The organism is Flavobacterium sp. 120, assembly GCF_003633605.1.
In the GTDB taxonomy this organism is placed as follows: Bacteria; Bacteroidota; Bacteroidia; order Flavobacteriales; family Flavobacteriaceae; genus Flavobacterium; species Flavobacterium algoritolerans.
Map to the genome: position 1 here is coordinate 1,515,790 of NZ_RBKZ01000001.1, position 15,868 is coordinate 1,531,657.

Consider the following 15,868-nt stretch of genomic DNA (forward strand, 5'->3'; position numbering starts at 1 on the left):
ATGGAGAGTCAAAAGATTATATCAAAATTACCGTATTCTAAGCCGTTTTTATTTGTGGACGAAATAGTCCAAATCAATGAAAATGGGGTGGAAGGAACCTATACTTTTGATGAAAACCTTGACTTTTATAAAGGACATTTTAAAGATAACCCAATAACACCAGGTGTGATTTTAACTGAAGTTATGGCGCAAATTGGATTGGTTTGTTTAGGAGTTTTTTTATTAGATAATTTATTTAATAAAACTACTTCAATCGCCTTAACATCAACTGAAATAGAATTTTTAAAACCTGTTTTCCCTAAAGAAAAAGTGACCGTTATTTCAGAAAAAATATACTTTAGATTTGGGAAATTGAAATGTAAGGTAAAAATGAAAAATGGAAAAGGAGAAGAGGTTTGTACAGGAATAATCGCAGGAATGGTAATTTCTAAATAAATGAAAAAACGTGTCGTAATTGCTGGTCTTGGTGTTGTTGCTCCAAATGGAGTAGGACTTGATGCGTTTAAACATGCCATCAAAAATGGAATTTCGGGAATCAAGCACGACGCTGAGTTGGAACGATTGCAATTTTCTTGTCAAATAGCAGGAAAACCAGAGATTTCTACTGAACTAGCATTGCAATACTTCTCTGAATTGGAATTGCGAAATTTTAATTCTACTGGGATTTTATATGGCGTAATTGCTGGAATTGATGCATGGAAAGATGCTGGTTTATCGTTGGAAATAAATGAAGAACCAGATTGGGACAGCGGAACTATTTTTGGTACCGGAACTTCTGGAATTGATAAATTTCGCGAGAGTATTTATAAAATAGATGATTTTCAAACGAGAAGATTAGGCAGCACCGCCGTGGCTCAAACAATGAATAGTGGTGTGAGCGCTTATTTGGGAGGGAAATTAGGATTAGGAAATCAAGTCTCCACTAATTCTTCTGCTTGTACGACTGGAACCGAAAGTATTTTGATGGGTTATGAAAGGATAAAATCAGGGCAGGCAAAACGCATCTTGGCAGGAAGCACAAGCGATTCGGGACCTTATATTTGGGGTGGCTTTGATGCAATGAAAGTTTGTACTTTTAAGCACAATGAATATCCAGAGCAAGGCTCAAGACCAATGTCTGCAAATGCTTCAGGATTTGTTCCGGGAAGTGGAGCAGGAGCTTTAGTTTTAGAAGATTTAGAAAGCGCATTGAATAGAGGTGCTACAATTTATGCTGAAGTTTTGGGAGGAAATATAAATTCTGGCGGGCAACGAGGTTTAGGAACTATGACTGCTCCAAATCCTATAGCCGTACAGAAATGCATCCAGAATGCTATTGTTAATTCTGGAATTTCTGCTGATGAAATTGATGCGATTAATGGACATTTGACCGCCACATCCAAAGACAGTCTGGAAATTCAGAATTGGAGTGAAGCATTGGGAAGAAAAGGAAAAGAGTTTCCATTTATAAATTCCTTGAAATCAATGGTAGGTCATTGTTTATCGGCTGCGGGAAGTATTGAAAGTGTGGCTTGTATACTGCAATTGCATTACGGATTTGTTTTTCCGAATATCAATTGTGATGATTTGCATCCTGAAATTACAGCAATAATTGATGAATCCAGAATCCCTAGACAATTGATCGAAAAGGAATTAAATATAATTGCAAAAGCCAGTTTTGGTTTTGGAGATGTGAATGGATGCGTAATTTTTAAGAAATACATTTAGTCACATAATGTCAGGTAATTTGAATTCAATGCATTAAAAAAAGCAAAAAATATGAATAAAGAACAAACAATAGAAGAATTAAAAAATATAGTAAAGCCGTATATTCAAAATCAAGAAGCATTTGATTTGCTTACGGAAGATACTGACTTTATCAATGACTTGAAAATCAATTCTGCTAATTTAGTAGATGTTATTTTAGATATTGAGGAGAGATATGACATTGTAATTGATAATGAAGCTATGGAGCGTATGGTGAACGTAAAGTCAGCATTGGAAATTATTGAAACTAAACTATCAGAGAAAAATTAGTGAATCAGCTGAAAAAAAGTCTGTAAAATGATTGGAAACGATATAGTAGATTTGGCTTTAGCCAGAAAAGAAAGTAATTGGAAACGAAATCGGTTTTTAGATAAAATCTTTACTGTAAAAGAACAATTACTCATTGTTGATAGCCAAAATCCTGAAATAATGGTTTGGAATTTATGGTCCCGAAAGGAAGCTGCTTACAAAATCTACAACCGAGAAACAGGAATTAGAGGATATTTTCCTTTGCAACTGGAATGTAGTTATGAAAATGAAATTTCGGGTTCAGTTTCAATAAAAGGGAAAACCTATTTTACTAAAACGATAATTTCTAAGGAATTCGTACATACGATTGCCGTAGTGAAAAAAGATAATTTTGATACCGTCAAAAAATTAAATTCAAACGACACCATCATAAAATCGAATGGAATTCCTTTTATAATTGATGAGCAAACTAAATTGATCAAGCCAGTATCCATAAGTCATCACGGTCGATTTTGGGAAGGAATTACTCTGATTGATTAGAACAAATATTATTTTATTCCCAGCCTTGATTTTAATTTTAAGAATAATAACGCCGTTTTATACGCATCTTCCGCAGATGAATTTCGATCACTTTTAGGAATATTATATACCGCGCAAAGTTCATCAAGAGAAAATTGTTTATCATTAATATCATGCAGTTTTCTATGCATAATATCAACATCTAAAGCTTCATTTTTCAATCTTCCACAGTCAAGTCGTTCTAATGCAGCGTTGATCATTTCTACATCAAAATCAATGTGATGACCCACTAAAACGGAATTTCCGATAAACTCTATCAATAATTTTATGGCTTCGGCTTCGCCAAGTTTTTTCATTTTGCTTTCCACCAAAAATTCGTTTGAAAGACCGTTATCATGAAGAAACTTGTATTGTAGCAACACAGCCTCGAAACTATCCCCAATAACAATACTATTATCGATTACAGAAAAAGAACCAATAGATAAAATAACATCTTTGACAGGATTCAAGCCCGAAGTTTCTGTAGATAAAACAACAAATCGGCTTGATTTCTTATCAAATTTAGAAAGATAGGTTTTCCAAAATTCTGGATATTCTTTATTAATACTTTTTAACCAGTCTAACATAATTATGAAAATTGAGTAAGTTGAAATTTATTTTTTATTAATTCTTCCAATTCTCTCATAGGAGCCAAAGCATTCTTTAATTTTTCCTTATCAATTTTTGATAATTCATTCAAATTTATAAATTGACCTGAATTATCATTTTTTAAGCCTTCTAAGGTTCTGAATTTTGATAAAATCAAAAAGGCTTCAGCACAATTAAGGTAAATTTCAGCATGTTTAGGATCTGCAATTGCTAACTGCTTGAATCGCTGAAAGGTGTTGTTGATTCCTCGAATATCAAAATTTAAGGTAAACAAACGAGCACCATCAATTAGCGGCATCAAAGCACGTGTTTTTATATCAAATTTATCTTTGTTTGGACCTTCTTCTTCCACAATGAAATTTTTGAAAAAAGTCAGTGGTGAATTTTTTCTCAAAGCATCGTTTCCTAAGAAATCAAAGAACAAAGTGTTATTTTTTGCATTTTTAAAAACAACATTTCCAATAGCATCTTCGATTCTTTGTTCTCCAAAAGTGATTTCGTAATCAAAGAAAATACTGCTTAAATCATTGCTATTTTCACCTGGAGTATTCATCCAGCTGTCGTATTGTTTTGTCCAATCAGTCAATGATTTACACCAAAGCATATTGCTTCCCATATGTCCGTTTGGGCATAATTCATAACCAATTTTTTCAAGCGTAGCTGTTGTTCGTTTTCCAAGTTTAAGAAAATAATCTTTTACCTCACGATATTTATCAGCCGAAACATCTTCGAATATTAAAATACTATCTTGATCAGTTAATAATAGCTGTTCTTTTCTTCCTTGACTTCCAATACTTAGCCAGGCAAAACGGGCAGGAGGTGAGCCTAAATCTAAAATGGATAACTCTACAGAACGTTTAATTATTGCTAAATTAATTTCGCTGGCAATATTAAAAACGTGAGAAAGCGGTATGTTTTTAGAAATAGATGTTTGAATCAAATCTGTTAAACGTTCTCGAATTTGTTTTAATTCTTTAGGATTTTGGGAACGCTTAATTTCTTTAATTAAAACACCTGGATTATTTGCTTGCGCAACTATCAAATCATGTTCAGAAATGACTCCTTTTACATCAGATTTATCAGTTCCGTCGTATGTTACACATAAATGGGTCACATTATGTTTCAACATAAGCAGTTGAGCTTCGGCCAAGGAAACATTTTCTACAACAGTAATAACGGGAGATGACATTATTTTATCTATTGAAACGGTTACAGGAAATCGACCGGTTGCAATTTTGGAACGCATATCACTGTCAGTCACTATTCCTATTGGAAAATTATTGTCACAAACGATAACATTGTTTTTTAATGTTTCAGTCATTAACTGAGCAACTTCTTGCGCAATTGCAGTAATAGTTGTTTTTAATGGTGAAATAGTATAGGATAAAGATTGAAAATATTGCATTTCCGACTGCTGGTCAGAATAGAAAACATTGTCAGAGATAAGTTTACCTCTTAAATTTTCTTTGTCATTTGGATTTCGCGTATTTGTTGCAAAACTCTCCAGCAAAAAGTTTAGTACTTCTGAATTATTCACCACAAAAGGACGAAAAGTAGCGATTGGTATAGCATAAACAATACTTTCTTCTCTTGCTTTGGCTGTCATCATGTAATTATTCTTGGCAAAAAAGGGACGTAAACCAAAAATATCACCTTCATGACACTTATTTAATAAAGTTTCTTCAGAATCTGAAATCACAGATAAATTGATAGTACCTGACGCAACAACATAAAAACTGTCATGCAAAACATCATTAATTTGGAATAATGTTTTATGTTTTTCTAAATTAACAACGCGAATACTTGTAGCTATTTCGGATAACTCCTCAAATGTCAAATGATTAAATGGTGGATATTCCTTTAAAAAATCGGCAATGTGCTCAGCAATTGTATTCATAAGTTGGTCAAATAAATGGTGTATTGTTTGTAAAAATAATAAAATAATAAATCATAATACCGTCATTACAGCAGTAAAACAACTAATTTATAAACTTCATAATATTTTCTTAAAATTAAGGGGAATTATGCTAAATTAAATGAAGTTATTTTATTTTTATAAGCAAAACTAAATCATTTTAAATCATGAGATTACTTAAAAAAATTCACCATTTGCTTATTGCATTTTTGATTATTAATTCTTTAAATGCCCAAGAAAAACCAACCAGCACAAAAGAAGTGGTTACTGGAAAAATTAATGGCGCTACAATTACAATTAATTATGGTAGTCCATCAGTCAGAGCAAGAGAAATTTGGGGTAAATTAGTTCCATTTAATCAAGTTTGGCGTGCAGGTGCAAATGATGCAACAACTTTTGAAACCGACAAAGAAATTACTGTTGAAGGATCAAAATTACCTGCAGGAAAATATTCTTTTTTTGTTTTACCAAATGACAAGGAATGTATCATAATTTTCAATAATGAAGCGAAACAATGGGGAGCTTATAAATACAAAGAAAAAGAAGATCAACTAAGAGTTACAGTTAAGCAAAAAGTTGCAAAATCTAAAGCTGAAAAATTAGCGTATACAATTGATAAAAATACTATCACTTTGAGTTGGGATAATTGGGATATTCCGGTTTCTGTAAAATAAGTTTCTTTTAAATTATAAAACAGCATCACCAATAGGCGATATCACCAATAGGCGATGCTGTTTTTATTTGGTTGAATATGTAATTACAAATATTTAATAATAAATTCTATTTTACATAATATAAATTATAGTGCATTTTAATACAATGGAATATTACAGCTTTCTCAGCAATTTAAATGCATTTGACGCTATTATCATTGATGAGTTGTTTATTGATATGAAAGAACCGAACAATAAATTATTATTATTCGGTTCTTTTAATATTGTTCGGTTCTTTTAATAAAGCTAAACTATTGCATCTGCAACATCTAAAACTTTAATTTTCTTAGATGCTTTCAACGTACTATATCCATAATACGCAACAACAGCCAAACAAATTAAAGGTAAAATAAAAGAAAAATTCACTTCAGGAATAAAGCCAAATAATTTAATATCAGCAAAACCTGAACCTCCTAAATCCAAAATACTTCCTTGCATAACCGGCATTAATGCGCCACCAACGATAGCCATAACTAAACCTGCAGACCCAATTTTTGCTTCGTCTCCCATATCTTTTAGTGCAATTCCATAAATTGTTGGAAACATAATCGACATGAAAATAGAAATACAAACCAGCGAAATTAATCCAGGCATTCCTTGTAAAACAATTGCTCCGGTTGCACAAATCACGCCTCCAATACCAAAAACCATTAATATTTTTGATGGATTTATGGTTTTCATCAAACCAGTTCCAATCCATCTGCCTAATAAAAATAAAATCATGGCCGCTATGTTGTAATATGTAGCTGTTAATTCTAATCTGAATGTTTTATTGATGTTGTCTACGTATTGAAAAATAAAGGTCCAACACATAATTTGTGCACCTACATAAAAAGCCTGTGCAATAACCCCATGTTTATAATTTTTATTTGCAAATAACTTTTTGAATGATTCAGATACAGACATTTTATCTTCTTGTGCCGTTTTAGGCATTTTTGTTAAAATAATAATGATCAAAATTACTAAGACAAAAATTCCTAATCCAATGTATGGAATGCTAATTACATCTAAATCATTTTCTCGAATACTCGCTAATTCACTTGATGTTAATGCTTTGTAGGCTTCTTGCGAATAATCATCTGATTTTATTTCTTTGATGACTAAAAACTGCGCCATGACCAATCCGGTTATTGCTCCAATTGGGTTAAATGCCTGCGCTAAATTCAAACGTTGCGTTGCAGTTTCTTTATTTCCAAGGAATAAAATCAAAGGATTTGAAGTGGTTTCAAGAAACGCTAAACCACACGTAATCACCCATAATGAAACCAGGAAAAAAGTATAACTTTGGTAATGTGCCGCGGGATAAAATAAAAAAGCGCCAGTTGCGTATAATAAAAGTCCTAATATTATTCCTGATTTATAGCTGTATTTTCTAATGAATAATGCCGCCGGCAATGCCATAAAGAAATAGCCAAAATAAAAAGCAAATTGTACTAATGAGGCTTGTGTATTCGAAAGTTCAGGCATCACTTTTTTGAAAGTAGAAACCATCGGAGTTGTTAAATCATTGGCAATTCCCCACAGCGCAAACAGTATTGTTATTATTATAAATTGAAAGACAAATTCTTTACTGACTACAGGGATTTTTTTGAATTGGTTCATTGTTTAGTTGGTTTAATTTGTTAATTAAGAATCACAGCGGATTCATTGGTTTTGGATTCTGTTTGTTCAAAGCCACATAAAAAATCATCTATTTCCGACTGAGAAATTACTGGGTTTGCTCCTTCGTTTTGAGCGACAATTGCGCCAACAGCACTAGCGAAATTGATAGCATATTGAGGATCTTCTCCATTCATTAACATTATGATTAACGACGCTAAAAATGAATCTCCAGAACCCACAGTATCAACTACATTTACTTTGAAACCACAGTTATGATAAAAGGTGTCATTACAATATAAAACTGCTCCATGTGATCCTAAAGTGACACAAACCGTATCAGTATTGGTTTCCTTAGCAATGAATTTAATATTTTGCTCTAATGACTTTTTATTTGAATTTAAATCCTCGCAAATTTCATTTAACTCATCATCATTAAACTTTATGAAATCAGCAGCATGCAATAAATCCAAAACATTTTTCTTGGTATAATGCGGAACTCTTAAATTCACGTCAAATATTTTATATTTTGCAACAGCTAAAAGTTGTTCCAATGTATTTCGGGAAACTGAATCCCTTGAAGATAAACTTCCGTAAACAAAAAAGTCTGCTTTTTCAACAATTGAAATATTCTCATTTGAAGTTTCAATTTTGTCCCATGCCGAAGGATAATTAATATCATACGAAGCATTTCCTTTTTCATTCAAAATAACGTTGACTAAACCCGTTGGATAATTATCTTTTACTTGAACTGCATCGGTGTTAATTCCCGAAACATTCAAATATGTTATTAATTCTTTTCCGTTTAAATCGTTCCCTACTCCACTGATAACGGAAACCTCCCCTCCTAGCGAATTTAATCTTGAAGCCACATTTAGCGGAGCTCCACCAATTTTTTTATGCTCCAGAAAAACATCAAAAAGGATTTCTCCAAAACAAACACCGTTTAATTTCTTTTTCATTTGTTGTGATTTTTTGTAAAAAAGCATTGAATAATTACTTTTTTAGGTTTAATTATTTTTGATTCGTATACCATTTATTGACCATTTCCCTCATGAAAACGAGGCTGCCTTTAGCAAGATCTTCCGAGTTGTATTTTGAAGGTCTCCACAAGGAAGTTGGGCCAACTAATGCTGTGATTTGTGAAGAAAAATTCTCCAGAACAAGTGGGCCTTGATAGTTAATAGCAGCCAAAGCTTTAAAAAAATCATCCCAATGCACGTTGCCTTCACCAGTCATACCACGATCACTTTCTGTTATATGCACATGTTTTAACCTGTTTCCTGCACGAATAATAGGATCGTAGAAATTTCGTTCTTCAATATTCATGTGAAACGTATCCAGATGTAATCCTATATTAGTTGTTCCAATGGATTCAATCATATCCAGCACTTCATCAGCAGCAGTAAAAACATAACTTTCATACCGATTAATGGGTTCGGGAGCAATAGTGATATTGCTTTTGTTAGCATAATCAGCAACTTCAGTAAATACTTGCTGAATGATTATCCTTTCTTCTTTGGTACAAGGATTCCCGGTAAATGTTCCAATAGCGGAATGCAAAACACCTCCTAAGAAATCACCATCCATTTCAGCTACTTTGTCAAGAGCTGATTTTATAATCGAGGTTGCTTGTTCCGGATATAAAGGAATGTGACAGTTTGCGGGTAAATTCAATGTACAACGACCTGAAATGCGGTTTTCGTCAAGTGATTTTTTTGTTTTTTTAGCATCGAAATCCAATGAAGCGGGTAAAATAATTTCAAGCATATCAAAACCATATTCTGCGGTTTTTTCTATTGCAAAACGACCTCCTTCGGCACTCCATCCAGGGATAAATGATAAAATTGTTGTTCCAAAAATTGGCATATTTATATAATTTTAGATTTATTTCTATTTTAAAACAACCACCATTCTGTTTTTACTCCAATAAAAGAGCCCCAACGCTTTTGGTTTACTTGTAAAAACGGAGAATAGTTATTATTGCGAGCGTAATCGTTGTAGTGCGCCAGCGTGCAAACAAGACGAATGTGAGGACGACTCCAAGGATCTTTTTTTCCTAATGGCACAATGGTGGGAGCAAAAGAAAATTTCCACATATTAGCTTCTGGATTATCGCCATCTTTTCGAACGGCATAATGTACTTCTTCAATTAAGTGTAACCATTTCGATACATAATAGAAGCTTCTGAAGCCAACTACGAAATCAGTTTTTTGATTGTATAATTGATTTCCGTTGAAATACTCGTCCGTATTCGTGCTGGCAGAACCACCTTTACTTTTGGTAAAAACGCCATATCCATTGATGCTGAATTTTTGCGAAAGGTTTAGCAAAAAATGTTCTACCATGGTGAAAGAATAGGCATTCGTATATTTTCCTTCAGAATCTGGTGCTCCGTAAGTTGCCCAAGTAAAAGTGTTTCCATTATCTCCTCCATTTGCAATTCCGGAACCATATCGTACAGAAAGTTGATTGAATGAACCTGGTAAAGCGGTTTTTAACGGTTTGTTGTATTTAATTCCTGCAACCCAACCTTTATCGGATGGGTAATTTTTTGAAGCATTTTTTGAATTGGCAGAAACATAATGAAACTCACCCAAAAGTTTGATGACATTATCATTTTTCAAATGAAAACTGTGCTCTCCTATCCAAACCATACGTTGGCGAATGGCAGGATTTGTCGCACCTGCAACGGTAACTTCGTAATTATAAGGATACACATTTGTTGAATCAGCAGAAGCGGGCATCAACATCGTCAGTTCCGTATTTTTATGGCTTACGCCAAAACCTTGCGCAGAGTGATCATCAAAATAAAAATAATCGCTGATGTGAATGTCATCATAACGACGGAAACGTGATCCTGCCCAAGCCGACCATTTGCTTCCCATGATATTTCGGGCTTCAATATACGCTTCGGGAAGGATAAAAGTCAAGCCGTTATTGGAACGGGAACTTACGTTCCCTATAAATTGTCCATTAGCTGAGTACATTCCTAAACGCATTTGAAAAGTTACGTTTGTGCTGTCTTTACCGTCAATTTTTGGAGTAAAATGTATGGCTGGCAATATATCGATATAGTCGCTTTGCTCCATTCGACCTCCTAATGAACCTTGACCGGAAAGATTCAACGGTTTCCACATATTTCCTTCTCCATTTGGCGAAAGCCCAACTCCAATTCTACCCGTTGTTCCTAATGAAAAATTCGAATTAGTGATCACTACCTGTGAATAAATTGGTATAAATAGGATTGAAAATAAGAAAGTAAAAAGTATTTTTTGCATGTAAGTGTTTATTAAAAAAAATGGCTTGAATAAGTTTTTTGGCAGTTTTAAGTTTGTAAAAATGGCACGTATAGGTATTGAAATTTTGTTATTTAATGCTTCTAAAATATTCAATACGCCAATTGATTTATGGTATAAAATTTAGATTTATGAATAGTTTTATGGTTTTTAAATAATAAGCGTCATTTTGAATATTATTTTTCAAATGTATTATATTTTTTTAATTTGCAATAAAAAAAACTAAATAAATATCTAAAATTGGCAAATATAAGCTTGATTATGTACTTTTTTAATAAATATGAATTAATTTGTTATAAATAACATATAACGTAATAGTGACGTTTAATTTTATAAATGAACAATATTACTAAAAAAATATAATTACAAATAAATCATTAGTTTTGTAGTACTAAAAGATGTTGTAAAACATTGCGTCTTTCAAAAACTAATTATATTCTTTGTTCTCATATGATGTCTAAAATAATTCCAAATATATCTGTAGACTGCGTCGTTTTTGGGTTTGACGTCAATACTAAATCACTTAACGTATTGTTGATAAAACGCTATTTAGAATCTAAGGAAAATCACGAGCCATTGGTTAATGATTATGTTCTTACGGGATATCATACATTAGAGGATGAAACCATAGATGAAACTGCTACCAGAGTTTTGAAGGAGTTAACAGGACTTGATAATGTCTATAAAAAACAATTTAAGGTTTTTGGAGACCCAAATCGTTTGATGAATGAAAAAGATGTTATTTGGGCCAAAAATGAAAATTTTAATGAGCGAACGATAACTATAGCCTATTATTTTTTATTAAAAACTCAAGAAGTTAATTTAGAAAATAACAAACATAATCCGCAATGGTTTCCAGTTAATGATTTGCCGGAATTAGGATTTGATCATAAAGATATTATCAATGAAGCCTATGCCGATTTAAAAGAAAAAGCATTGTACAAGCCTATTATTTTTGAGCTTTTGCCTGATAAATTTACCTTCAAAGAATTGCAGGATACCTACGAATCCATATTAGGAAACGAAATTGACAACAGGAATTTTAGAAGAAAACTGCTGACAAAAAAGTATATTATTGAGCTGGATGAAAAGCAAGTAGGTGTATCTAAAAGACCTTCTCAACTCTTTATGTTCAGCAAAGATGTTTATCAAAAAATTTATAAAGAAACGTATTTAATTAATATTTAGATTACTGTTTTTAATAGTCTGAAAATAAATTAGTTAGATAAAACTATGAATCTTTCAAATCTGATAAAATTAAATGTGTTGTTGGTTCTCCATAAACCAAAAGTCTGTCGATAAATTGTTGCAGATGCAATTGGTCAACTAAAACAACTTTCATGAAAATATTATGTGTTCCGGTAATTCTATAAACTTCATATATTTCAGGAAACTGGTTCAAATCATCACAAAATATTTTAAGCTTTCCACTAAATAATTTGAACATAATAAAAACTTCTAAGCCAAAGCCGAGTTTTTTATTATCGAGTTGAACATTATAACCTTTTATAACTTCAGTATCTTCTAGTTTTTGAACCCGTTCTCTAACTGATGATGGCGAAAGTCCTATTTGTTTGCCAATTTCTACAAACGAAGTTCTCGAATTAACTTTGAGACTTTCTATTATTTTTAAATCAAGCGCATCTACCATAAATAAATTTTTAATATAGGCTAAATTACATTTATATTATGGAATAATGACACTAAATCCGTGGATTAAATTTTAGTTTAGCTGGGTGTTATTCTAATTTTGCACTATGGATATGATGTTATTGCTGCTTACTATTGGAATTTTTACTGGCTTTTTTGTTCAAACTATTACCGGATTTGCGGGTGCTTTAATTGCATTACCGTTTTTACTATTTGTAATGCCACTACCGGATGCAATTGGGTATTTATCTATATTCTATTTTATTTCTACACCTATTCATGTGTATAAAGAATGGAATTATATAGACAAGCCTCTTCTTAAAAAATTAGCTTTATCTTCATTTTTTGGACTACTGATAGGAATTATAGTATTAGCATACGGCCAGCCCGTAATTCTAAAAAAAGCGTTGGGTGTATTTATAATTCTGTTTGTTTTAAATAGTTTAAAAGCAAATAAAGAGATACAGTTAATCTCAAAAATGAAATATTTTTTTGGCTTTTTAGGCGGTTTCTTTTCGGGTGTTTTTTCAACTGGCGGACCTTTATATTTAGTAATTGTAAAAAACGAAACCTCAGATGTGAAGACTTTACGTGCCACTATGTTTGGTGTTTTGGGTTTGATAACATTCATGCGAATTCCTGTCCTTGCTTTCGAAGGGATTTTAACCTTAAATCAATTGTACAACTCATTGTATGTTTTGCCTTTTTTCATACTTGCTTTGATATTGGGTAAAAAAGTATACTTAAAATTAAATGAGCTTTTTTTAAAGAGGATTATGCTTGGACTTCTTTTTCTGTCCGGAATTATGTTATTGATTAAAAATTAATTGCTTCATTTCATGCAATCTGTTTTTGCAACAGTTTAAATTTATTGGATCTAACATTTGATTCGCCTTTTAAATATTTACCTTTGCAAAAATTAAAAAAGATTTCATGACTGATACCGTAATGACAAAAGCTAAATATTTAAAATTAATTCTAATTTTAGGTTCACTGACAGCACTTGGTCCATTTTCAATTGACATGTATTTGCCTGGTTTTGCAGGAATCGCCAAAGATTTGAATACTTCTGTTGCTAATGTTTCCATGACTCTTTCCAGTTATTTCATTGGAATTTCTGCTGGACAATTGCTTTACGGACCATTATTAGACCGTTTTGGACGAAAAAAACCACTTTTTATAGGACTCTTAGTTTACATTTTAGCTTCTTTAGGTTGTGTTTTTGTAACCGATATTGATACTTTCATAGGTTTGCGTTTTATTCAGGCTATTGGCAGCTGTGCAGCGACTGTAGCATCTGTTTCTATGGTTCGTGATTTATTTCCTGTGAAAGATATTCCAAAAGTATTTTCTTTACTAATGTTAGTGGTTGGGCTTTCGCCAATGTTAGCGCCTACAGTTGGAGGTTATATAACAGAAGATTATGGCTGGCATACGGTCTTTTTTATATTGATGTGCATGGGAATTTTGATTCTTTTAGCAGCTCAAATTGGGTTACCAAATACGTTTAAGCCAGACACTTCAATTTCATTAAAACCAAAACCAATTATTTCAAATTTCATCAGTATTGTAAAGGAACCACAGTTTTACACCTACGCGTTTACGGGTGCTATCGCTTTCTCAGGATTGTTTACATATGTAGCGGCCTCCCCTATTTTATTTATGGACATTTTTAAAGTTGACGGAAAAACGTATGGTTGGATATTTGCTTTTATGTCATTAAGTTTCATTGGTGCCAGCCAGCTGAATTCATTCTTGTTACGAAAATTCACGAGTGAACAAATGATTTATGGCGCATTAATCACGCAATCTTTCATTAGTATTTCATTTCTTATTTTGGCAATGAATGATCTTTTGGGTTTATATGAAACTATTGCGATGTTATTTTTGTTCTTAGCGTGTTTAGGGATTTCAAATCCAAATACAGCGGGACTTACCCTTGCTCCTTTTTCAAGAAATGCAGGAAGTGCTTCGGCATTAATGGGGGCTATTCAGTTAGGATTAGGAGCATTAGCTTCTTTTGCTGTGGGTATTTTTGTTAAAAATTCAATGTTGCCAATGGTTATGATTATGGCTGTTTCAACAATTCTGGCTTTGATTATTTTAATTTTCGGAAAACGAAACATAAAAAAAACTATTACAACTTCTCATGATGAAGGAGTTGCAATAGTTCATTAATTATAGATTTGATTTATTGTTGTTTTGGCTCCGTTTTTATTTTTTTATCGGGTCTGATAATCATACGTAACGATTGATCTTTAGCAAAATAAGCAATCATCCAATTGAAGAATGTTTTCACTCTGTTGCGATACGTTATCAATGAAATGAGGTGAATAAATAACCAAATTATCCAGGCAAAAAATCCTTTGAAATGCATTTTTGGTTTTGGTAAATCAACCACAGCCTTATTTTTACCAATAATAGCCATAGATCCTTTATCATTATATTTAAAGGGTTTTAATGGCTTTTTTTGACTCATTAGTTTAAAGTTATCAGCCAAATTTATTCCTTGCTGAATAGCAACTTGTGCCACTTGCGGATGACCATTAGGAAAAGCTTCATCTGTAAGTTGAATACAAGTATCGCCTATTGCATAGATATTTTCAGTGCCGTTAACTTTATTAAAAGCATCAGTAGCCATTCTTTTTCCGCGACCATAACTTTCTGCAGGAATTCCTTCGAAAACTTTAGCCGAAACTCCTGCTGCCCATATTAAATTTTTGGTTTGAATTGTTTCACCGTTTCCAAAATATACCGTGTCATCGATATAATCAACCACAGTTGTATTCAATTTTACCACAACACCTAATTTTGTCAGCGCTTCCAGTGTATCTTCCTGTGAAGCTTTACTCATTGGAGATAACACAGCATTGGCGCCATCAACCAGATAAATATTACTTGCCGTAGTACTTAATTCCGGATATTCTTTCAGTAAAATATTTTTACGCATTTCAGCAAACATTCCTGACACTTCAACACCTGTTGGACCTCCACCGGCAACAACAATGGTTAACAATTTTCTGCGTTCGCGAATGTCTTTACAAATAGCTGCTTTTTCTAAATTTTTCAATAATGTATTACGCATCACAATGGCATCATTGAGCGTTTTCATTGGAATGGCATTTTTCTTTACGTTTTCCATTCCAAAATAACTCGTTTCGGCACCAGTGGCAAAAACCAAGTAATCGTATGTTAATTCGCCATTATTGAGAATGATTTTATTTTCTGAAGGATTAACTTTTAATAAATTTCCCAGACGGAATTGTAGATTTTTTTTACCCGAGAAAAATTTTCGAAAAGGGTAACTGATACTTGAAGGTTCTAAAAAAGCGGTAGCAACCTGATATATTAGTGGCGGAAAGAAATTATAATTGTTTTTGTCAACGAGTGTTACATTGACTCCTTTTTCATTTACTAGTTCTTTAGCAAGATTTAATCCTGCAAATCCTCCTCCTATTATTATAATTTCCATATTGTATTTTATAGTCTAAAATTAAAAAAGCATCCATAAATATACGTTATTTATGGAT

Annotated in this window: 16 protein-coding genes; 8 read left to right on the forward strand and 8 right to left on the reverse strand. The window is 32.6% G+C overall.

The window, feature by feature from the left end:
* Genes C8C87_RS06485 through C8C87_RS06500 form a run of 4 tightly spaced genes read left to right on the forward strand, consistent with a single transcriptional unit; the run spans position 1 to position 2,535 of the window.
* Complete coding sequence (locus tag C8C87_RS06485) at positions 1 to 435, forward strand: 3-hydroxyacyl-ACP dehydratase FabZ family protein (protein ID WP_121342020.1); 435 nt, start codon at positions 1 to 3, stop codon at positions 433 to 435.
* Positions 436 to 1,707 (forward strand): beta-ketoacyl synthase, encoded by a 1,272-nt coding sequence (locus C8C87_RS06490; protein ID WP_121342021.1) that lies wholly within the window; start codon positions 436 to 438, stop codon positions 1,705 to 1,707.
* Between the two features lie 51 nt (positions 1,708 to 1,758).
* Positions 1,759 to 2,016 (forward strand): acyl carrier protein, encoded by a 258-nt coding sequence (locus C8C87_RS06495; RefSeq protein WP_121342022.1) that lies wholly within the window; start codon positions 1,759 to 1,761, stop codon positions 2,014 to 2,016.
* Positions 2,017 to 2,043: 27 nt separating this feature from the next.
* Positions 2,044 to 2,535: a 4'-phosphopantetheinyl transferase superfamily protein gene (locus C8C87_RS06500; protein ID WP_121342023.1), complete on the forward strand. Its 492-nt coding sequence runs from the start codon at positions 2,044 to 2,046 to the stop codon at positions 2,533 to 2,535.
* An 8-nt stretch (positions 2,536 to 2,543) separates the two neighbouring features.
* Here the strand turns inward: C8C87_RS06500 and C8C87_RS06505 are convergent, their stop codons facing one another.
* Both C8C87_RS06505 and C8C87_RS06510 read right to left on the reverse strand, forming a co-directional pair.
* Positions 2,544 to 3,140: a PolC-type DNA polymerase III gene (locus tag C8C87_RS06505; protein ID WP_121342024.1), complete on the reverse strand. Its 597-nt coding sequence runs from the start codon at positions 3,138 to 3,140 to the stop codon at positions 2,544 to 2,546.
* 2 nt (positions 3,141 to 3,142) lie between these two features.
* Complete coding sequence (locus C8C87_RS06510) at positions 3,143 to 5,059, reverse strand: DUF294 nucleotidyltransferase-like domain-containing protein (RefSeq protein WP_121342025.1); 1,917 nt, start codon at positions 5,057 to 5,059, stop codon at positions 3,143 to 3,145.
* Positions 5,060 to 5,244: 185 nt separating this feature from the next.
* Between C8C87_RS06510 and C8C87_RS06515 the strand changes: the two genes are divergently transcribed.
* Positions 5,245 to 5,751 carry a DUF2911 domain-containing protein gene (locus C8C87_RS06515; RefSeq protein ID WP_121342026.1) on the forward strand — a complete coding sequence of 169 codons (507 nt, stop codon included), beginning with the start codon at positions 5,245 to 5,247 and terminating at the stop codon, positions 5,749 to 5,751.
* Between the two features lie 285 nt (positions 5,752 to 6,036).
* On the opposite strand, the gene fucP is transcribed toward C8C87_RS06515, so the two are convergent.
* Genes fucP through C8C87_RS06535 form a run of 4 tightly spaced genes read right to left on the reverse strand, consistent with a single transcriptional unit; the run spans position 6,037 to position 10,670 of the window.
* Positions 6,037 to 7,392 carry an L-fucose:H+ symporter permease gene (gene fucP, locus C8C87_RS06520; RefSeq protein ID WP_121342027.1) on the reverse strand — a complete coding sequence of 452 codons (1,356 nt, stop codon included), beginning with the start codon at positions 7,390 to 7,392 and terminating at the stop codon, positions 6,037 to 6,039.
* Positions 7,393 to 7,412: 20 nt separating this feature from the next.
* A complete protein-coding gene (locus C8C87_RS06525; RefSeq protein WP_121342028.1) occupies positions 7,413 to 8,351 on the reverse strand; it encodes a carbohydrate kinase in 939 nt (312 codons plus the stop codon).
* 52 nt (positions 8,352 to 8,403) lie between these two features.
* A complete protein-coding gene (locus C8C87_RS06530) occupies positions 8,404 to 9,258 on the reverse strand; it encodes a sugar phosphate isomerase/epimerase (protein WP_099715545.1) in 855 nt (284 codons plus the stop codon).
* A gap of 29 nt (positions 9,259 to 9,287) precedes the next feature.
* Positions 9,288 to 10,670 (reverse strand): carbohydrate porin, encoded by a 1,383-nt coding sequence (locus tag C8C87_RS06535; RefSeq protein WP_121343311.1) that lies wholly within the window; start codon positions 10,668 to 10,670, stop codon positions 9,288 to 9,290.
* 468 nt (positions 10,671 to 11,138) lie between these two features.
* Between C8C87_RS06535 and C8C87_RS06540 the strand changes: the two genes are divergently transcribed.
* Positions 11,139 to 11,876 (forward strand): NUDIX domain-containing protein, encoded by a 738-nt coding sequence (locus tag C8C87_RS06540; RefSeq protein WP_099715544.1) that lies wholly within the window; start codon positions 11,139 to 11,141, stop codon positions 11,874 to 11,876.
* Between the two features lie 43 nt (positions 11,877 to 11,919).
* Here the strand turns inward: C8C87_RS06540 and C8C87_RS06545 are convergent, their stop codons facing one another.
* On the reverse strand, positions 11,920 to 12,339 hold the full coding sequence (locus tag C8C87_RS06545) for an Lrp/AsnC family transcriptional regulator (RefSeq protein WP_121342029.1): 420 nt from the start codon (positions 12,337 to 12,339) through the stop codon (positions 11,920 to 11,922).
* 106 nt (positions 12,340 to 12,445) lie between these two features.
* Here C8C87_RS06545 and C8C87_RS06550 point away from each other — a divergent pair, with 106 nt between their 5' ends.
* Complete coding sequence (locus C8C87_RS06550) at positions 12,446 to 13,165, forward strand: sulfite exporter TauE/SafE family protein (RefSeq protein WP_121342030.1); 720 nt, start codon at positions 12,446 to 12,448, stop codon at positions 13,163 to 13,165.
* A gap of 121 nt (positions 13,166 to 13,286) precedes the next feature.
* On the forward strand, positions 13,287 to 14,516 hold the full coding sequence (locus tag C8C87_RS06555; protein WP_121343312.1) for a multidrug effflux MFS transporter: 1,230 nt from the start codon (positions 13,287 to 13,289) through the stop codon (positions 14,514 to 14,516).
* Between the two features lie 13 nt (positions 14,517 to 14,529).
* On the opposite strand, the gene C8C87_RS06560 is transcribed toward C8C87_RS06555, so the two are convergent.
* Positions 14,530 to 15,810 carry an NAD(P)/FAD-dependent oxidoreductase gene (locus C8C87_RS06560; RefSeq protein ID WP_121342031.1) on the reverse strand — a complete coding sequence of 427 codons (1,281 nt, stop codon included), beginning with the start codon at positions 15,808 to 15,810 and terminating at the stop codon, positions 14,530 to 14,532.
* Between the last annotated feature and the right edge of the window lie 58 nt (positions 15,811 to 15,868).